A 20,112-nucleotide genomic window follows, 5' to 3' on the forward strand; every position below is an offset into this window, starting at 1 on the left:
CCTTTCGGTCACGACAAGAGAGGAGCGGAAATGAACGCGAGAGACGGTGACCCTGCCCTGGACGACACCGGGACCGGCGAGGCAGGCGAGCGGCCGATCAGCGAGGCGACCGTCCGCGGGCTCGTGCGCGACTGGTTCGCCGCGCTCGACCGCCACGACGACGTCGCGGTGCTGCTGGAGCTGTTGACCACGGCCGGGTTGGCGATGCACCTGCCCCGGCGCACGGTGCGCAGCCACGAGGACTTCGCGGCCTGGTACGGCGAGACGATCGCCACGTTCTTCGACGAGGACCACGACGTGGTCGAGGTCAAGGTGACGCCGACTTCGCCGTGGCACGCCGAAGTGGAGCTGCGGGTGAACTGGCAGTGCCGGATGTGGCGCCCGCCGTCGGCGAACAGCGTCTGGGTCGGCGTCACCGTCACCGAGCACTGGTCGGTCGTGATGCAGGGCGGCCGCCCCAAGATCCGGACCTGCACCGTCGGGGGCTCGGCCCCCATGCCGGGATCCGCCGTTGTGCCCGCGACCGGGCCCCGTCCTGAGAGCGCGGCCGCGTAACAGGCGTCGATCCCCGCCGTCGAGCGCGCACGGGGGCGCCTCGACGGCCACCCGCCCACCTGGCAGGCGCGCGCTGCCCGCGCGCCTGCCGGGTGGGCGTCCACAGAGGACTCAAACCAGAAGGCTACGAACATGACCCAGAACGTCCAGGACCCGATCACCGCGGGCAGGCTCACCGGCAAGCGGATCGGCATCCTGATGGAAAGCGACTACGTCGAGGCGGAAATCGCCTACTACCTGATGCGCTTCGCCGAGGAAGGCGCCGAAGTCGAGCTGCTGACCCGGCTGTGGGGCAGCGAATCGCAGACCTTCACCGGCCACGAGCACCGCGCGCCGATCACCGTCACCGGCGATCTGGAGAAGCTCGACTACGACGAGCTGTCCCGGTTCTCCGCGCTGGTCGTGCCCTCGGGCATGGTCTCCGACCGGCTGCGCTACGCCGAGGATGTGGCCCGCCAGGCGCCCGCGGTCGAGGTGATGCGGCGCGCGTTCCGGCTGCCGAACCTGATCAAAGCGTTCTCCTGCCACGGTCTGCTGCTGCTGTCGGCGGTGCCCGAGCTGGTCAAGGGCCGCGCGGTCACCTGCCACAACAACCTCGTCGGCGACGTGCGCAACATGGGCGCGTTCTACACCGACCAGGACGTCGTGGTCGACGGCCCCGACCTGGTCACCTCGCGCACCGTGGAGCAGTGCAACCTGCTGGCCCGCACCGTGATCGAGCGGCTCGCCGCGCGGACGCGCTGATCCCGGTGGCTGCCAAGGAGGCTTCCCGTGGGCGCTGAGATCGACCACACCTTCTCCGACACCACCGCAGGATACCTGGAGGAGCACGAGAACGGAAAGATCCGACTGCGCACAATGGACGGTCGGCGGATCGTCCTGCACTTGACCGACACGACTTCCGCGCAGCTGCTGCGCAATCTCGGCGAGCCGTACCGGGACGTGACCGGGCGGCTGGCCGAGCACCTGCGGCCGGGGCGGCTGCTGTTCGCCTACGGCCCGGTCTACCCGGAGCCGGACGGCCTGCGCTACCAGGCCACGAGCCTGATCTTCGTCGGCGACGACGCGCACGCTCACGCGTTCGAGCGGCCCGGCTGGTGGACCGCGCAGCTCACCGAGCTGGCCCGCTTCTACCGGCGCGCGCAGTTCGGCAGCGGCGAGATCGACTACGCCGACTACCGCACCGAGATCCGGCTGGGCGGCGACAAGAACGGCAGGCACGTCCAGGAGACCGACACGATTTCCCGTCTGGTGTATGGAATGTCGGCCGCGTTCATGCTGACCGGCGACGAGGACTTCCTCGCCGTCGCCGACCGAGGGTCGCAGTACCTGCGCGACCACATGCGGTTTGTCGACACCGACGAGAACGTCACCTACTGGTACCACGGCATCGATGTGAATGGCGGCCGCGAGCGCAAGCTGTTCACCTCCGAGTTCGACGACGACTACCGCGCGATCCCCGCCTACGAGCAGATTTACGCGCTCGCCGGGCTGGTGCAGAACTACCGCGTCACCGGCGATCCCGCGATCAAGCGGGACATCGACGGCACGATGCGGCTGTTCGAGCGGTTCTTCGCCGACCCGGCGCGCGGCGGCTACTACTCGCACATCGACCCGGTGGAGCTGAGCCCGCACCACCCGTCGCTGGGGGCGAACCGGTCGCGCAAGAACTGGAACTCGGTGGGCGACCACGCCCCCGCGTACCTGTTCAACCTCTACCTGGCCACCGGCGACAAGCGGCACCTGCGCATGTTGGAGCACACCTTCGACATGATCGTCTCCCACTTCCCCGACCGCGGGACCCCGTTCGTGCAGGAGCGCTTCCACGCGGACTGGTCGCCGGACCGGAGTTGGGGCTGGCAGCAGGACCGGGCCGTCGTGGGGCACAACCTCAAGATCGCCTGGAACCTGACCCGGATGGGCGCGGCGCTGCCGAAGTACGACTACCAGCGGCTGGCCGAGACGCTGGCGCGGACGATGCCCGAGGTGGGCCGGGACGCGCACCGGGGCGGCTGGTACGACCTGGTGCAGCGGCAGGCGCCGCATGATTTCGTCTGGCACGACCGCAAGGCGTGGTGGCAGCAGGAGCAGGCGATCCTGGCGTACCTGGTGCTCGCCGGGCACCGCCGCGACCCGGAGTTCCTGACCCACGGCCGGGAAGCCGCCGCGTTCTACAACGCGTTCTTCCTCGACCACGACGAGGGTGGCGTCTACTTCAACGTCCTGGCCACCGGTGTCCCGTACCTGATGGGCACCGAGCGGCTCAAGGGCAGCCACTCGATGAGCATGTACCACTCGGCGGAGCTGGCCTACCTCGCCACTGTCTACACTGGACTTTTGGTGCGCGGCGAGCCGCTGAACCTGTGGTTCCGGCCCCGGGCCGACGCCGACTTCCCGGACGGGCTGCTGCGGGTCGCCCCCGACGTGCTGCCCTCGGGCCGGGTGCGGCTGGACCAGGTCCTTGTCGACGGCGAGCCCTACCGCGACTTCGACGCCGAGCGGATGGCCGTCCGGCTGCCGGACAGCGATTCCGACCTGACCGTCCAGGTGCGGCTGACCCCCACCGGAGACCTGCCATGACCGGAATCCGCTGGGTGGACGGGTTCCGGGTCCGGCCCGGCACGCCGCTGCCGCTCGGCGCGACCGTGACCGACGATGGCGTCAACTTCGCCGTCGCCTCCACCACCGCCGACAAGCTGTGGCTGGTGCTGCTCGACCCCGAGCGCGGCGAAGTGCTGACCGAACTGCCGTTCCCGGACGAGTACCGCGTCGGCGACGTGTTCGCCATGACCGTCCTCGGGCTCGACCCGGACCTGGCGCACTACGCGCTGCGGGCGGACGGCCCGGCGCACGCGCCCGGCGCACGGTTCGACCCGAACGCGCTGCTGCTCGACCCGAGGGCGAAACTCGTGGTCGGCGGCGAGGAATGGGGGCAGCGTCCCCGGTATCGCGCGAAGGCCGTGCGCCCGGACGACTTCGACTGGGGCGACGACCGGCCGCCGCGCGTCCCGACCGAGGACCTGGTGGTCTACGAGCTCAACGTCCGCGGCTTCACCCGGCACGATTCGTCCCAAGTGGACAATCCGGGCACGTTCGCCGGACTGCGGGAGAAGATCCCGTATCTGCGCGAGCTGGGCGTCAACTGCGTCGAGCTGATGCCGGTCTTCGAGTTCGACGAGACCGACGTCGCCGGTGGCCCGCCCCGGCTCAACACCTGGGGCTACCACCCGGTGGGCTTCTTCTCGCCCAAGCTCGCCTACGCCGCCGACCCCGGCGACGCGGCCCGGGAGTTCAAGGAGCTGGTCCGGGACCTGCACGCGGCGGGCATCGAGGTCGTGCTGGATGTGGTGTTCAACCACACCGGCGAAGGCGACCACCGCGGCCCGACGCAGTCGTTCCGCGGCCTGGACAACGCCACGTACTACCTGCTCACCCCGGACGGCGGCTACTACAACTTCAGCGGCACCGGCAACACGATGAACTGCAACCACCCGGTGGTGCGGGAGTTCATCCTCGACTGCCTGCGGCACTGGGTGGTCGAGTTCCATGTGGACGGTTTCCGGTTCGACCTGGCCTCGATCATGTCGCGGGGCACCGACGGCGGCCCGCTGGCCAACCCGCCGCTGCTGGAGGCGGTCGCGCACGACCCGGTGCTGGCCGACCGCAAGCTGATCGCCGAGGCGTGGGACGCGGGCGGGCTCTACCAGGTCGGCTCGTTCCCCGACTACGGCCGGTGGATGGAGTGGAACGGCCGCTACCGCGACGCGCTGCGCCGGTTCCTCATCGCCGGTCCGGGCAGCGCGGGGGAGCTGGCCGCGCGCCTGGTCGGCTCGCCCGACCTCTACGGCAGCCGGGGGACCGGAGCCTCGGTCAACTTCGTGACCTGCCACGACGGTTTCACCCTCGCCGACCTGACCGCCTACGACCGCAAGCACAACGAGGCCAACGGCGAGGACAACCGCGACGGCCACGACGCCAACGACAGCTGGAACTGCGGTTGGGAGGGACCGACCGACGACGCCGGTGTGCTCGCGCTGCGCGGCAGGCAGGCGCGCAACGCGCTGGCGCTGCTGCTGGTCAGCCACGGCGTGCCGATGCTGCTCGCGGGCGACGAGTTCGGGCGCACGCAGCGCGGCAACAACAACGCCTACTGCCAGGACAACGACATCACCTGGGTGGACTGGACGCTGGCCGAGGCCAACGCGGACCTGGTGGCGTTCACCCGGGCGCTCATCGCGTTCCGCGCCCGGCACCCGGTGCTGCGGCGTGGTCGGCACCCCAGCGGCGACGCCGCCGACGGCGCCCAGTACCCGCCGGTGAGCTGGCACGGCGTCCGGCCGGGGGAGCCCGACTGGTCGCCGGACGCGCGGCTGCTGGCGATGCTGCTGCACGAGCCAGCCGACCGGGCCGAGAACGCCGACACCGTGTTCGTGGCGGCCAACACCGACCTCGCCGAGGTCCGGGTCCAGCCGCCCGACCCGCCCGCAGGCCACCGCTGGCACGTCTTCGCCGACACCGCCCGCGACGGCGTGGACGCTTCCGCGCTGGGCGGGGACCTGGTGCTGGCGGGCAAATCCGTGGTCGTGCTGGAGGCACGGCGGGCAACCGAAGGAGACGAGCGGTGAACTTCGAGGCATACCTTGGCTTCAACGGCCGCACCGGCACGGTGTACCTGACCGGTGAGCTGGACGCGACGACCGCGCCGGTGTTCCGGTCGCTGGTGGAGCAGGCGGCCGAGCGGCCGCTGGACCGCCTGGTGCTGGACATGACCGGCCTGCGCGCGCTGTCGTCCGCGGGAGTGCGGTGGCTGGCGTTCGCCCAGCAGAAGCTGCCGCCGACGGCGTCGATCATCGTGGTCGGCGCGAGCGCGGAGGTGGTGGCCACGCTCCGGCTGGCCGGGTTCGACCAGGCGATCACCATCGCCGACCGGGGGCGGACGCAATCTTGATCAATTCGGGTGGGGGCCGCCCAGGGAAATCAATCACGAACCGCAAGGAAAGCCCGAACGGCCCCCACCATCCGCTATAGCGGATGCTTGCCGGGGCCACCGAACACACATCCTGGACAATGTCCAGACATCGAATCGACAAAGGTCGCGCCCGCGCGCCGGCGAATTCCCGCAGTGGACGCGACCCCCAAATGTTCCTTGCGGTGTCAACCAGTTGGCCCCGTCCGACCCGCGCGCGGATAGTGTTCCCGGTCACGTTCGCGGGCCATCCAGCCGCTGTGCTAAACACGCGTCTGAATGACTACTGACCGTGAACAGTTCCGGCGGCGGCGACTTAAGCTGATCAACTCCGCGCTGATAGCGCGCATGCCCAATGGGGAGTTCCAGGTTAACCGCAATGCCGCCCTCTACGGAGAGTGAGCACCGGGCGGCACTCGAATATGCATTCCTCTATAGCGCGTACGGTCAACCTCACGAGATCGTCGCAACTTACCGCAGTCATACTTGCCGAGTACGTCGCCTATATGGAGTATCGGTTGTGCGAGTGGTGTAACAGCAATGGGGGTCACACAGTGGTCGAGGAAAGTCTGCATACCGGCCTTTCGCTGGCCAAGAATGATGAGGTGGCATATTTCGCACAAGATAACTTTAGTTCGCTTCCGCGCTCTGACCAGCGGCGATGGGCCGAGGTCTACCTACGAGGACTGTTACTCGGGCGCGGCCGGAAGTCGGTTAGGAGAATAGCGGAAGAGGTTCTGGAGCTACCTGTTTCGCAGTCATTGCAGCAATTCATCAATCAAAGCCCGTGGGATTGGCGGGGTGTCCGATCCCGCATCGCCGAGAAAGTTGACGAGTTCCTCAGGCCGCGCGCCTGGGTCATCGCCAACACGACTATTCCGAAACGTGGCGACCATTCTGTCGGCGTGGAGCGCAGGTTTGTGCCGGAAGAGGGCCGCTCGCTCAATTGCCAGGTCGGCACCGGCCTTTATCTCGCCTCGGACGCGGCGAGCATTCCGGTCAACTGGCGGATCCAGTTGTCCGAGCGATGGACCAATGACCGCCGCCGCCGGGACCGGGCTTACATCCCGTCCTCGGTGCGCGCGCAAGCTGAGTGGGAGTACGCCGCCGACCTCGTGGACGAGGTCGGCGCGGACTGGGGCACCACCCGCGCCCCGGTTGTCGGCGACCTGCGGCACATGCCGGGCGCCGACCGCCTGATGGCGAAACTGACCGAACTGGGGACCGATTTCGTCTTCGAGGTCCCCCCGACCCTCCCGGTGGTGCCCGGCCCGCATCTCGCCGCGGTCGGCACTGGCTTGGGCCCGGCCCGCGGCCAGAACCTGGTGCAGGCGAAGGATTGCCTGCGCGGCGCCGATCTCACCCACCGCCAGGTGGTCACCTGGTCCCCGGGTGTCAACGGCAGGCCCCGCGCCACCCAGGCCCTGTCGGTGCCGGTGCGCCTGCCCGCGGGCTCAGCGGCCCGCGGCGGCGGTCTGGCGTTGCAGTTGGTCGGCACCCTGCCTTCGGCCCGACACGACCGGCCGAAGCTGTGGCTGACCAACCGCACGGACCTGCGCGCCGCGGAGGTGATCGCCCTGGGCTCAATGGTCGAACGCACCCAGGTAGACCACGAAGACCTGCGGGCCCACTACGGCCTGCTCGACTTCGAGGGCCGCTCCTACCGCGGCTGGCACCACCACATGACCCTGGTGTCAGCCGCATTCACCTTCGCCAAACTCACCACAACCTCAAGCGAACGAGTACGGCAACCGTCCTGACCCAAGGGCGCACATGCCCCAACGTCGCGGCATGTGCGCCCGGTCAGCGGCCCTCACCAAGCACTCGACGCAGCAGGACCAAGCGAGGAGAAGCAGGACCAGACCAAGCGGAGCAAGGAAGGCAGGGAAGCACACCCGCCCTCCTGCCAGGCAGCACCAACCCTGCCAGGTGCTCGATGGGGTGGAGTGGTTTCTTCGGGGGAGAAGGAAGATCGCTAAGCTGGCTCCGCACGTGTGAGGCCGAAGGCATCCCACCCGTCTTTCACACGGCGATCTTCCTTCATACCCCGACTTGGACGACACGATCCGCAGGCTCCGCGCCTACGCCGACGCGGGCGCGGACGTGCTCTACGCCCCTGGCCTCCCCACCATCGACGCGATCCGTGCGGTGTGCGAGTCGGTCGACCGCCCGGTGAACGTGCTGGCGGCAGGCGTGGCCGCCAAGTACTCAATCAGCAAGCTCGCCGCCCTGGGCGCGCGCCGGATCAGCCTGGGCTCGGCGCTGCCGCGCGCCGCGATCACCGCCGCTTTGCTTGCCGCCCAGGAGATCGCCGAGTCCGGCACCTTCACCCTCACCGCGAACGCCATGAGCTACGCCAAGGTCAACGAGCTGATGGCGGACCCCACTAGTTAGACCACTGTAGACAGTCATGTTAATTGGCGCGCGCCCCGCCGCCGGGATGCGGCACAGTGTCCGCGTGGAGTCCGGAACCGGGGTGTGGTCGTCACCGGCTTGGCGCGCGAAAGCCGTGTCCTGGCTGGATGAGCGGCTGACCGAGGCGGGCATCGCGCGCACCGGACCGGTCACCCAGCCCAGGATCCGGCCGTGGTCGACGGTGCTGACCGCGCCGACGAGCGCGGGACCGGTGTGGTTCAAGGCGACCGGTCCGGGGACCGGGTTCGAGGTCGCCCTCTACGCCGTGGTGCGCGACGTCGTGCCCGACCGGGTGCTGGAGCCGATCGCCGCCGACGCCGACCGCGGTTGGCTGCTGCTGCCCGACGGCGGCCCGGCCCTCGCCGACAACGCCGCCCTGATCGAGTTTCTCCCGCTCTACGCCCAAACGCAGCGCGCTCTGGCTCCGCATGTCGGCCGCCTGCTCGCCGCGGGGGTCGCCGACATGCGGCCCGCGCTCCTGCCGGCCCGCTTCGCCGAGGCCGTCGCCCTGGTCGGCGATGTGCCCGACCGGGTCGCGGCGATGGCGGACACCGTCGCCGCGTGGTGCGCCCGCCTGGCCGCGTCGCCGGTCCCGGCGAGCATCGATCACCAGGATCTGCACCGGAACAACGTTTTCCGCGACGGCCGCTTCCTCGACTGGGGCGACAGCGTGGTGGCGCACCCGTTCACCACCATGCTCGCCGTGCTCGGCAGGCTGAGCCGGGTCGACCGGGCCACCGTGCGGCGCGGCCGGGACGCCTACCTCGAACCGTTCACCGACCTGGCCACCCGCCGCGACCTGGTGGCCGAGCTGGAAGTGGCCTGCCGTCTGGGAAAGATCGTGCGCGTGTTCACCTGGCGCCGCGCCATCGCCGGTGCGTCCACCGAGTTCGCCGACCAGCCCCGCGCGAACCTCGTCGCGGTCGCCGAGCCGTCCTACCTGCTCTGAGCGATCGCGGCGAGCAGCGGCCCGGCCAGGTCGGGCAGGCAGATCACCAGGTCCGGCAGGTACGGGTGCGGCTGGTTGTAACGCAGCGCCGAACCGTCCACTCGGGACGCGTGCAGCCCGGCGGCCCGCACGACCGCGACCGGGGCCGCCGAGTCCCACTCCCACTGCCCGCCCGCGTGCAGGTACCCGTCGGCCTCGCCGCGCAGCACCGCCATCGCCTTCGCCCCGGCCGACCCCATCGGCGCCAGGTCGCCGCCCACCCGCTCGGCGACCTCGGCGGCGAACGCGGGCGGCCTGCTGTCGCTGACCAGCAACCGGGGCCGCGCCGACACACTGGCCGGGGTGGGCGGAAAATCACTGGCATAGACCGCATCGAGCGCGGGTTGGGCGACGGCCGCCGCCGTCAGGCCCACGCCGCGCTGCCACAGCGCCACGTGCACGGCCCAGTCCGGCCGGGTCCGCAGCGCGTACTCGCGGGTGCCGTCGAGCGGGTCGACGATCCACACCCGGTCCGCGGTCAGCCGGGCCGGGTCGTCCGCGGCTTCCTCGGACAGCACGGCGTCCCCCGGCCGCTCCCGCGCCAGCCTGGCCAGCAGGTACGCGTTGGCATCCGCGTCGCCGCGGCGGCCGAGGTCGGGCCCGCCCTCGGCGCGCAGGGCCAGCAGCAGCGCGCCCGCGCCGCGCGCGAGGTCGGCGGCCAACCGCGTGTCCGTCACCGGATTCCCTCCCCCACAGTCGAATCCCGAACGAATCCCGAACTTATCAACCCCGAACGAGGTCCGGTGTGGAACCGGGCTGGGGGCACGCACGTCTACCCGTCGACTTCGACCCAGTGAGGGGCTTTACACCATGGCGGACATCGAGTACCGGTTCGGCACCGGCGAGGGCGACCCGAACGTGCACCACGGCCAGGCCAACGTGGACGTCGACGGCGACGGGTCCGCCGACGCCATCGCCGTGGACTTCGACGGCGACGGCCGCTACGACGACCGCATGTGGGACTCCGACGGCGACGGCGTGGCCGACACCGCCCTGCTGGACTACAACGACGACGGCGTCGCCGAGTCCGCCTACAGCGACCCCACCGGCGAGGGCACGTGGAACGCCAAGGGCCAGGGCGGCACGCACGACCAGCCCGCCGAGACCCCGCCCACCGAGACGCCGACCGCCCAGACTCCGCCCACGGAAACCCCGGCCACCGAGACGCCCGCCACAGAGACCCCTGCCACAGAGACTCCTGCCACGGAGACCCCGTCGGACCAGACCCAGGACGTCCCGTCCGACGTGCCGGACGACAAGCCGCAGGACACCGACCAGACCCAGGACGTCCCCTCCGACGTCCCCGACGACGGCGGCTTCGAGAACCACCCCACCGACGACGGCGACGCCGCCGACTTCGAGCCGGACGCCACCGACCCGGCCGACGAGCGGGACCAGCCAGCAGAGGACTCCGCCGAGGCCACCCCCATCGACGTGCCGCTGGAGATCCCCACCGAGGAAGACCCCTTCGACAGCCCAGAGGACGACAGCACTGAGGATGACAGCGCAGCGGACGACAGCACCGACGACACCGACGCGGGCGACCTGTTCGACAACCTCACCCCCGACGACTCCGGCGACCCGTCCCTCTCCGACTGGTACGCCGACCTCGATCACTGACGCAGGGGACCACTGACCCGAGCGCGCTGTACGCCGTTCGGACGCCGCGCGGCGCGAACGGCGTACCGGCGGCGCGGCTAGCCTGGTGCGGTGGCGTCCCCTACCCAGGCCCTGCGCATCGGCCCCTACCCCGTCGAGCCGCCGGTGGTGCTCGCCCCCATGGCGGGCATCACCAACGTCGCGTTCCGCACGCTCTGCCGTGAGTTCGGCAGCCCCACCTCGCTCTACGTCTGCGAGATGATCACCGCGCGCGCCATCGTGGAGCGCGACGCCAAGACCATGGAGATGATCACGTTCGGCCCCGCCGAGCTGCCCCGCTCCATGCAGCTCTACGGCGTCGACCCGGCCACCATCGGCGAGGCGGTGCGCATGATCGCCGCCGAGGGGCGCGCCGACCACATCGACATGAACTTCGGCTGCCCGGTCCCCAAGGTGACCCGCAAGGGCGGCGGGGCGGCGCTGCCGTTCAAGCGGCGGCTGTTCGGCCAGATCGTGGCCGCCGCCGTGCGGGCGGCGGAGCCAGCGGGGATTCCGGTCACGGTGAAGTTCCGGGTCGGGATCGACGACGAGCACCTGACGTACCTCGACGCCGGTCGGATCGCCGAGGCGGAGGGGGCCGTGGCGGTGGCGCTGCACGCGCGCACGGCGGCGCAGCGCTACTCCGGGCAGGCCGACTGGTCGCGGATCGCGCGGCTCAAGGAGGCCGTGACCACCATCCCGGTCCTGGGCAACGGCGACATCTTCAGCGCGGCCGACGCGGTGAAGATGGTCGAGCAGACCGGCTGCGACGGCGTCGTGGTCGGCCGCGGCTGCCTGGGCCGCCCGTGGCTGTTCCGTGAGCTGCACGCGGTGTTCTCCGGGCAGGAGATCCCCGACGGCCCCAGCCTCGGCGAGGTCGGCGCGATCCTGCACCGGCACGCGACCCTGCTCGCCGCGCACCTCGGCGAGGACAAGGGCATCCGCGACCTGCGCAAGCACATGGCCTGGTACCTGCGCGGCTTCCCGATCGGCTCGGAGCCGCGCAAGCGGTTCGCGCTGGTCAGCACGCTCGCGGAGCTGGAAGACCTGATCGCCGACCTCGACCACGACGCCCCCTACCCCGACGACGCGGAGGGCCCACGCGGTCGGCAGGGGTCGCCGGGGCGCGTCGTGCTGCCAGAGGGCTGGTTGGACGATCCGGAGGACGCCGCCGTCCCGGCGGGCGCCGAACTCATGCACTCGGGGGGCTGATGCGCCGCGCACTGGGCGGGCTGCTGACCATGATCGCCGTGGCGGGTTGCGCCACCACCGTCGCCGGAACCGCGGTCCCGCAGGGCGGCGAGGCCGCTCCCGAGGCGGAGCGGACCCTGGTCAGCCGGTACTTCACCGACCTCAACGAGGCGGGCGCGGAGGGCGCGAGCGCGCAGCGGGAATTCCTGCGCCGCACCCAGCACCCCGACTACGACGACCGCTTCTGCGACCTCGGCGACCTCACCCTGCGGATCGAGCCCGCGCTGTCCACGCTGCGCCCGGACACCAAGTGGAAGCCGGAGCAGTCGGCGAACCCGCCGCGCGGTGCGGTGTACGTCATCGGCGTGTCGGTGAGAATCCGCCGCGACAGCGCGACGCTGGCCGAGCAGATCGGCTCCCAGCGGGTCGTCGTCCTTGACGGTAGGGCGTACGGCTTCACTCCCTGCCCCACCGACTGAGCCCATCCGGGTGACTCCAAACGAGTGCACACGGCTACCTACTACTCGGTTCGTCACCGCTTTGGCCCAGCATGGGGTCCACCAGTAGGGGGAATTCCGACGCCCATGCGTCCCGCCCGCTTAAGCGGACCGTCTTTCAGGACGACACACACGTACGTAGGGAGGTGACCGCGGTGGCCGTTCTGGGACGAGGTGTCGCCAAGCCCGAGCCCGACCAGCGGGAGACCCCGTGGCGGGATCACCGGGTCAGCGAACCCACCATTCCGTTGCGTCACCCCGCGATCACCGACCGTGCCGAGAATCCGGACGCCGACCCGCCAGCGGACGCCGCGAACCTGGTCAGCCTGCACGAGTCGATCGCCGCCCTGCTTGCCTCCCGCGGGCAGTACCGGCAGGCCTACCAGCATCTGCGCTCGGCGCTGGACCTGATGTCGGAGCTGAGCGAGCCGCCGCAGATCCCGGAGCAGTTCCGCCGCGAGGTCGACCGGCTGCGCCGCGAGCACGCCGAGGCGCACGAGCAGAGCATCCGCGACAGCCTCACCGCCAGCTACAACCGCCGCTACCTCGACCAGCGCCTGGTCGACCTGGTCGCCGAGCAGGGCCGCGCCAACGGCCTCGCCGTCGCCCTGGTCGACCTGGACTGGTTCAAGCAGGTCAACGACACCTTCGGCCACCTGGTCGGCGACCGGGTGCTGCAGCGGGTCGTGGAGCTGTTGCAGCAGGGCCTGCCCGACGGCGGCTTCTGCGCCCGCTACGGCGGCGAGGAGTTCGTGCTCGTGCTTCCCGGCGTCGACCGCCTGACCGCCGTCGACCTCGCCGAGGCGGCCCGCGCGCGGGTGGAGAGCTACGCCTGGTCAAGCCTGGTCCTGGGCCTGCGGGTGACGGTCAGCGTCGGCTTGGCGCACGAACCGGCCATTCGAGTGGCCGATGACACACCGAGGGCCCCGGAACGCCAGCTCCGCGAGGCCGACGCGTTGCTGTACACAGCCAAGCAGTCCGGCCGCAACGCCGTCGCATATCTGCTCGACGGCAAGGCTCACCTGGCCGGAGCCGCCGCGGGCAGGCGAGCGGTCACCGAGCCGAGGACCACGGCGCGCTAACGAGGGCCCGCAGGGCGGCGTTTCCCCCGGATACCCCGATCGGGCTAGCAATATCCACAAAAACGCGCACCGTCGGTGAACAAACTTGCCGAGAAGGTCGTCACGGGCGACCACCATCCGTACTATCGCATCCGCAGAGTGACACGATCGGGTAAGCAACTGAGCGCGGCACCGCAACGTGTTGATAACCAACCGACAACGGTTAGCGCAGCACTGCTGCATCTTGGAAAGGAGCACGGGTGCCCGACGACTACGACCGCGACGGCACACCGGGCTCCCGCGCAGGCGGCAAGCGCCGCGCCCCGGAACCGACCGAGCAGCCCCGCCGCAGGCGCCGGTCGATGGAGAACGCGGGCGGGGTCAGCGTCTCCGACCTGGTAGAGCGCCACAGCGGCTCCCGGTCCAACCTCATGCCGGTCCCCCACCCCGAGCCCACCCCCGATGAGCCCGACGAGGCCCCCAGACACCAGGCGCAGCCGCCCCGCAACTCCCCGGCAGCCCCCCCTGCCCCCGAAGCCGCCTTCCGCCCCACCCCGAGCACCGAAGCCGCCTTCCGCCCCACCCCGGCTGCCGAGGCCGCCTTCCGCTCCACCTCCGCTGCCGAGGCCGACTTCCGGCCTACTCCAGACACCGAAGCCGCCTTTCGGCCCACCCCGGCTGCCGAGGCCGCTCTCCACCCAGCATCGGCCCCTGGCTCCGACGCGCCCGCCCCGACCGGTCCCACCGGCCGCCGCGCCCGCCCCGAGCAGGCCCCCCAAGCGGGCCGCGGGCCCACCCCCCGCGAAGCCGACTCACCAGCCCCGCAATCGGTCCCCCGGAAGCGCCGCCGAGCAGCGGACCCCAGCGGCGACGCGGCTGACTCCCGCCCTCCAGTATTCGACCCCGCCGCGCAGACGGAACCCCGCCGAGCAGCCGAGCCGGGTCCCGCCACTCCCACCGGCCCCGGACAAGCCGTCGACCCCACGGGAACAACCGGACGCCGAACCCGCCGTGCGCCTGCCCCCGGCAGCGACGCACCCGGCGCGCGGCCACCGCTAGACCCCACTGCGGGCCCCCGAACCCGCCGGACAGCCGAACCCGCCCCCGGCTCCGGCCCCCGCCACCAGTCGGCCTTCGACCCCGCCGCACCACCCGGCCCCCGCACCAGCAGGCCAACAGAGCCCAGCCTCGCCAACGCCGACACCCAGCACGGCCAGCCCGCAGGCGGACCCCGCAGCCACAGGCCAACGGAACCGGGCCTCGGCACCCCCGGCTCCGAACCCCGACGCGACCGCCCCTCCGACACCGCCACACCAACCGGCCCCCACACCGGCAGGTCTACCGAACCCAACCTCGGCAACGCCGAGGCCCAACACGACCAGCCCCTTGGCTCCACACCAACAGGCCTCCGCACCAGCAGGTCAACCGAATCCAGCCCCGGCACCGCCGACGCCCAGCCCTTCGGCTCCACACCAACAGGTCCCCGCGGCCACAGGCCGACAGAGCTGGGCCTCGGCACCCCGGGCTCCGAACCCCGACACGACCGACCGTTCGACACCGCCACACCAACGGGCCCCCGCACCGGCAGGTCAGAGCCCGACCTCGGCAACGCCGACTCCGGTCCCCAGCACGACCGCCCGTTTGATCCCGCCGCGCCGCGAACTGGTTCCCGCAGCCGCAGGACAGCGGCTCCGGGCCTCGGCACCTCCGGCTCCGGTCCTCGGGAACGCCACTTGGCGGCCGAGTCCGGTGCGGCGCCGCAAGACGGACCCCGGTCGGGTCAGCCGCCGTTGGGTCCTGAGTCGACACCGCCGCGGGGTGGATCCCGTACCGGTCGCCGGGCGCTGGGTCCGGACGCGGGCTCGCGGGGGTCTCGCGGGCCGCTCGATTCGCCGCAGGACGCGGGTTCCGGGCCCCGACCCGACCCGACCGCCCCCACGCCGGGCGATGACCTCCGGAACCCGGGTTCCGACGCGGCGCGGGAACCGCAGCCGGGCGCCCAGTCCCGACGGAAGCACCGCACGGCAACGCATTCCGTCCCCGCCGACGTCATCGCGCAGTCCACCGGCCAGCGCCCCCTGGAACGGCCGACCCCGCCGCAGCCGGACGACGGCATCCCGAAGACCGTCGCGGACTTGCTGGGTCCCATCGCCCCCTCCGGCAAGCGCGGGCAGAAGGAGAACTTCGCCCAGTCCGCCCGCCGCGGGCGGGCCGACGCCCAACGCTCCCTTCCCCACCGCGGCGAGCCCGCCCGCGCGGACGAAACCGAAGTCGATGGCCTCCCCCCGGTCCCCGCGACCGGCCAGGAGAACCGCCGCCCCACCGGTCAGCGCTCGCTGCCCGCGGGCCGCCGCCGCCCGATCCCCATCGAGCACACCGAACCGGACTTCAGCACCGGTCTCCCCGCCCTACCCGCCAACGACCGCCGCCCCACCCCGCACACCCGCGGCCCCCGCCCCACCACGCACCCAACAGGCGAGTTCCCAGCGGACGCACAGGAACCGCTGCCCGACACCGGGCGCGCCCCGCACCCCACCGGCCGCAGGCGCCCACCCACCGGCACGTTCCCGGCAGGCTCCCCGGAACCGTTCCCCGGCAACGACATCGCCCCCCACCCCACCAACACACCGGAACCGTCGCCCGGCAACGGCCCCCGCCCCACCAGCGGCAGGCGCGCCCCCCGCCCCGCGGGCGGATTCCCAGCCAACACCCAAGAACCGCTACCCGACACCGCCCACACCCCCCACCCCACCGGCGAGTTCCCCACCGGTTCCAGGCGCGGCGGCTCAGCCCCTCGCCCCACCAATGAACTCCCAGGCAACACCCAAAAACCGTTCCCTGGCACCGGACGAGGCGGCTCCGCCCCACGCCCCTTCCCGGCCAACGCCCAAGAACCGCTGCCAGGCAACGGAAATACCGCCCACCCCACCGGCGACTTCCCCACTAGGCGCGGCGGCTCCGCCCCACGCCCCTTCCCGAGCGACGCACAGGAACCGTTGCCCAACGGCGGAAACACTCCCCACCCCACTGGCGAGTTCCCCGCAGGCACCGGACGCGGCTCGGCCCCACGCGCGGGCAACTCGCCGGAACCGCTGCCCGACAACGGACACACTGCCCACGCCAGCGGCGAGTTCCCCACCAGGCACGGCTCTGCCCCGCGTCCCTTCCCAGCCAACGTCCAAGAACCACTGCCAGACAACGGAAACACCCCCCACCCCACCGGCGACTTCCCCACCAGGCGCGGCGGCTCCGCCCCGCGTCCCTTCCCGGGCAACCCGCAGGAACCGTTGCCGGACAACGGACTCGGCCCTCAACAAACCGGCGACAGGCGCGGGGCCCCCGCACCCCACCCTGCCAATGCACAGGAACCGTTGCCAGACAACGCTTCCGCACCCCCCTCGGCAGGAAACCGGCGCACCGCCCCCCCAGCTCACACCACCGGCGAGCATCCGACAAACCCGCAAGAACCGTTGGCGGGCAACGGGCACAGCCCCTATCCGGCCGATCCCAGCACCGGTCACGACCCGGCGGGCAACCGGCGCGGCGGTCCCACCCGCCACGCCACCGGCGAATACCCGGTGGAACCACTGCCCGCCCCCGGCTCCCCGGCGCCCCACCCGGGCGAACCGCAGTCCCCCGTTCCCGGAACCGCCCCCACTGGCGAGTTCCCCGCCGGGCCGCGGCGCCCGGTCGGCGGTCCCGGGCCGCGGAGCACCGGGAAGTTCCCCCTGAACCCCCGGCAGGCGCCCCCCAGCGGCACCGGCAAGTTCCCGGTGGACCCGCGGTTCCCGGCCCCGGGCGAACCACTCCCGGCCGACGCCGCCGAGCCCGGCGCCCAGCCGCCGGTGCGGCGAGGCAGGGGCCCCGAGGGCGTGGACGTCGAGCCCGCCGGTGACATCGACCAGCGGCTCAGCGGGCACGACCCCGATGACGCTGGGGCGATCGGCAGGCGGCTCATGGCGCAGGGGGACGCGCCGACCGAGGTCGGGGGGCCGGTGGTGCCCGCGGACGGGCAGCAGGCCCGGCCGCGCATTCCGCGTCAGCAGCCGCCCGGGAACTCCTCGATGCCGCCGCTGCCGCCGGATGGGCCGCAGAATCCCGAGGCCACGACCCGGGTCGCGCTCACTCCGCCGCCGAACGCGTCCGCGGCGGAGATCATGGGGCTCACCACGGAGATGGAGCCGATCGGCGAGGCCGTGCAGAAGCGGCGGCGGGTCGACCAGACGCTGGCGCGGTTCTCCGCGGTGCACGACGAACTCAAGGCCGAAGAGAAGGCCCGCAAGTCCAAGCGGCTCAAGCTCAACCCGTGGGCGACCGAGGGCGACGCCCTCGACGAGCACCTTGACGAGTTGGCGCAGTTGCCCGCCGACCCGACCGTGCTGGTGCGGCCCGCCGCGCAGGACGACGCGGAGGAAGAACAGCCCGCGACGCGGCTGCAGGAGAAGAAGGCGCGCCACCAGGCCCGCTCGACCAGCATCGCGAAGATCGTCGCCGCCGTGGTGGCCGGGCTGGTGTTCCTGGCGACCGGGATCGGGTGGGCGTTCACGCAGTGGGCCGAAGGCGGCATCGAGAAGGTGCGCGCGCTCGACCCGGACTCCGACTCGATCCAGAACGCCGAGGGGCAGCGCGGCGACGAGAACTTCCTGCTGGTCGGCTCCGACACCCGGGAGGGCGCGGAAGCGGAAGAGGGCCTTGGCGACGCGGGGCAGGTCCCGGGCGCGCGGTCGGACACGGTGATGATCGCGCACGTCCCAGCCGACCGTAAGCGGGTCGTGGTGGTGTCGTTCCCCCGTGACCTGGAGATCAGCAGGCCGGGGTGCGAGCGGTTCGACTCCAAGTCGAACACCTACACCGGCGAGCAGGTGTCCGCGCAGAAGGTCGCGAAAATGAACACCGCCTACCAGGTGGGCGGCCCGCTGTGTGTGACCAAGGTGGTGCAGCAGATCTCCGGCCTGCACATCACCCGGTTCATCGGCATCAACTTCGACGGCTTCCGCGGCATGGTCGACGCGGTCGACGGCGTCAATGTCTGCGTCGAGAAGCCGATGTTCGACACGAAGCTGAACAAGTGGATCGTGCGGGAGCCGGGCAAGGACGTCCTGCTCCGCGGCGACCAGGCGCTGGACTTCGTCCGGGCGCGCTACGTGCAGGGCGACCCGACCTCCGACTACGGCCGCATCAAGCGCCAGCAGCGGTTCCTGTCGTCGCTGCTGCGCAAGGCGATGTCGAGCCAGGTGCTGCTCGACCCGGCGAAGCTGACCCAGTTCACCGGCGAGTTCGCCAAGTCCACCTTCGGCGACAACGTCGGCCTGGAGTCGCTGTTCCAACTCGGCCAGTCGCTGCAAGGCCTGGAGGCGGGCCGGGTCACCTTCATCACCGTGCCCACCGTCGGCGAGTCCAACAGCCGCGGCAACGAGGTGCTCCGCAAGGAGGACACCGACGCGCTGTTCAAGGCCATCATCAACGACCAGCCGCTGCCCGGCGAGCAGCCCGCGCCCAGCGCGGGCGCCAGCCAGGCCCGGCCGCAGCCCGCGCCGCTGCGCGCCCAGCAGCAGCCGGTGGACCCGAAGACGCTCAAGATCCAGGTCCTCAACGGCGGCAACCAGACCGGCGGCATCGCCCGCCGCACCGCGGAGAAGCTGACCGCGCTCGGCTACACCGTCGTCCAGGTCAACGCGGGCCCGTCGGTGCCGAAGACGGTCGTGCGCTACGGCCGGGGCAACGAAGCGCAAGCGCAGACCCTGGCCTCGTCGGTGCCGGGGGCGCAGTTGCAGGAAGACCCGGCGATGGCCACGGCGCTGATGCTGGTCATCGGACCGGAGTTCACCGGCCAGGTGGTAGCCCCCGGCTCAGACGGCGGGGTCGCGGCCCCGCCCCCGGCGAAACTCCCGCAAGACCTGTCCACGGTCAACGCCAACGACGTGACCTGCGCGTAATTCCGACTCGTTCACCACGGGTTCACCCCTAGATGGCGAACTTCCGACCCGCGGCATCTAGGCTGTTGGCCATGCGTGAGGCCTACCATCTCGAACTTGGACAGCTCGCCGACCACCTGGGCAGCATGTGCTCCATGGTCGCCGAGGCGATGGAGCTCGCCACGCGCGCTCTGCTTGAGACGAACCTGAGCATCGCCGAGCAGGTCATCAGCGGCGACGAGAAGATCGACGACGCCCGCTCGGCCTGCGAGGAACACGCCTACGCGCTGCTCGCCCTGCAGGCCCCGGTGGCGACCGACCTGCGCACGGTGCTCGCGGCCATCCACGCCGCCGAAAGCCTGGAACGCATGGGCGACCTGGCGCTGCACGTGGCCAAGGCGGCCCGCCGCAGGCACCCGTCCCCGGTGCTGCCGGAGCCGGTGCACGGCTACTTCGCCGAGATGGGCCGGGTCGCGGTCCAACTGGCCCGCAAGGCCGAGGCCGTCATCCGCAGCCAGGACGTCGCCGCCGCCCGCGCCCTTGAGGACGCCGACGACGAGATGGACGACCTGCACCGGCACCTGTTCACGGTGATCATGAACAAGGACTGGCCGCATGGGGTGGCTTCGGCGGTCGATGTGACTCTGCTGGGGCGCTTCTATGAGCGCTACGCCGACCATGCTGTGTCGGTCGCGAAGCGGGTCGTGTTCGTGGTCACTGGCCGGATGCCTGGTGCCTTTGGGGACGAAGAAATCTGAGTTCTGGGCTCTGCTCGGGGGCTGTCTGGGGTTTCGTGGGCTGGGTTTCGTGGTGGGCTCGATGGGGTGGAGTGGTTTCTTCGGGGCCCCTACGAAGGAAGATCGCCGTGTGAAAGACGGGTGGGAAG

The 20,112-nt window shown here is 71.4% G+C and carries 15 protein-coding genes; 14 read left to right on the plus strand and 1 reads right to left on the minus strand.

Features of this window, described 5'->3' with window-relative positions; translation table 11 throughout:
• Positions 1-30: 30 nt before the first annotated feature.
• The 8 genes from ACZ6SD_RS21855 (at position 31) to ACZ6SD_RS21890 (ending at position 8,885) form a co-directional block, all read left to right on the plus strand.
• Complete coding sequence (locus tag ACZ6SD_RS21855) at positions 31-555, plus strand: Cif family virulence factor (protein ID WP_465318813.1); 525 nt, start codon at positions 31-33, stop codon at positions 553-555.
• Between the two features lie 132 nt (positions 556-687).
• The gene (locus tag ACZ6SD_RS21860; protein WP_465318814.1) at positions 688-1,299 is read left to right on the plus strand and encodes a DJ-1/PfpI family protein; all 612 of its coding nucleotides are present in this window, start codon (positions 688-690) and stop codon (positions 1,297-1,299) included.
• A 27-nt stretch (positions 1,300-1,326) separates the two neighbouring features.
• On the plus strand, positions 1,327-3,135 hold the full coding sequence (locus ACZ6SD_RS21865) for an AGE family epimerase/isomerase (RefSeq protein WP_465318815.1): 1,809 nt from the start codon (positions 1,327-1,329) through the stop codon (positions 3,133-3,135).
• Positions 3,132-5,180, plus strand: a complete 2,049-nt coding sequence (locus ACZ6SD_RS21870; protein ID WP_465318816.1) for a glycogen debranching protein — start codon at positions 3,132-3,134, stop codon at positions 5,178-5,180. Before ACZ6SD_RS21865 ends, ACZ6SD_RS21870 begins: the two co-directional genes overlap by 4 nt.
• On the plus strand, positions 5,177-5,503 hold the full coding sequence (locus tag ACZ6SD_RS21875) for an STAS domain-containing protein (protein WP_465318817.1): 327 nt from the start codon (positions 5,177-5,179) through the stop codon (positions 5,501-5,503). Before ACZ6SD_RS21870 ends, ACZ6SD_RS21875 begins: the two co-directional genes overlap by 4 nt.
• 524 nt (positions 5,504-6,027) lie before the next feature.
• Complete coding sequence (locus ACZ6SD_RS21880; protein ID WP_465318818.1) at positions 6,028-7,281, plus strand: IS701 family transposase; 1,254 nt, start codon at positions 6,028-6,030, stop codon at positions 7,279-7,281.
• Positions 7,282-7,573: 292 nt separating this feature from the next.
• Positions 7,574-7,915: an isocitrate lyase/phosphoenolpyruvate mutase family protein gene (locus ACZ6SD_RS21885; protein WP_465318819.1), complete on the plus strand. Its 342-nt coding sequence runs from the start codon at positions 7,574-7,576 to the stop codon at positions 7,913-7,915.
• A 16-nt stretch (positions 7,916-7,931) separates the two neighbouring features.
• Entirely contained in the window at positions 7,932-8,885 is a 954-nt protein-coding gene (locus ACZ6SD_RS21890) for an aminoglycoside phosphotransferase family protein (protein WP_465318820.1), read from the plus strand.
• Here the strand turns inward: ACZ6SD_RS21890 and ACZ6SD_RS21895 are convergent.
• Positions 8,873-9,601, minus strand: coding sequence for a 3'(2'),5'-bisphosphate nucleotidase CysQ (locus ACZ6SD_RS21895; protein WP_465318821.1), 729 nt, complete (start codon positions 9,599-9,601; stop codon positions 8,873-8,875). The two genes, ACZ6SD_RS21890 and ACZ6SD_RS21895, sit on opposite strands and share 13 nt — an antisense overlap.
• Positions 9,602-9,734: 133 nt before the next feature.
• On the opposite strand from ACZ6SD_RS21895, the gene ACZ6SD_RS21900 reads away from it, so the two are divergent.
• The 6 genes from ACZ6SD_RS21900 (at position 9,735) to phoU (ending at position 19,984) form a co-directional block, all read left to right on the plus strand.
• Positions 9,735-10,544 carry a hypothetical protein gene (locus ACZ6SD_RS21900; RefSeq protein ID WP_465318822.1) on the plus strand — a complete coding sequence of 270 codons (810 nt, stop codon included), beginning with the start codon at positions 9,735-9,737 and terminating at the stop codon, positions 10,542-10,544.
• Between the two features lie 90 nt (positions 10,545-10,634).
• On the plus strand, positions 10,635-11,774 hold the full coding sequence (gene dusB, locus ACZ6SD_RS21905; protein WP_465318823.1) for a tRNA dihydrouridine synthase DusB: 1,140 nt from the start codon (positions 10,635-10,637) through the stop codon (positions 11,772-11,774).
• Entirely contained in the window at positions 11,774-12,232 is a 459-nt protein-coding gene (locus tag ACZ6SD_RS21910; RefSeq protein ID WP_465318824.1) for a hypothetical protein, read from the plus strand. Before dusB ends, ACZ6SD_RS21910 begins: the two co-directional genes overlap by 1 nt.
• 164 nt (positions 12,233-12,396) lie before the next feature.
• Complete coding sequence (locus ACZ6SD_RS21915) at positions 12,397-13,332, plus strand: GGDEF domain-containing protein (RefSeq protein ID WP_465318825.1); 936 nt, start codon at positions 12,397-12,399, stop codon at positions 13,330-13,332.
• 2,114 nt (positions 13,333-15,446) lie between these two features.
• Positions 15,447-19,247, plus strand: a complete 3,801-nt coding sequence (locus tag ACZ6SD_RS21920) for an LCP family protein (protein WP_465318826.1) — start codon at positions 15,447-15,449, stop codon at positions 19,245-19,247.
• Positions 19,248-19,318: 71 nt separating this feature from the next.
• The gene (gene phoU / locus ACZ6SD_RS21925) at positions 19,319-19,984 is read left to right on the plus strand and encodes a phosphate signaling complex protein PhoU (RefSeq protein ID WP_465318827.1); all 666 of its coding nucleotides are present in this window, start codon (positions 19,319-19,321) and stop codon (positions 19,982-19,984) included.
• Positions 19,985-20,112: the final 128 nt, after the last annotated feature.

The organism is Actinokineospora sp. NPDC051303, from assembly GCF_055586285.1.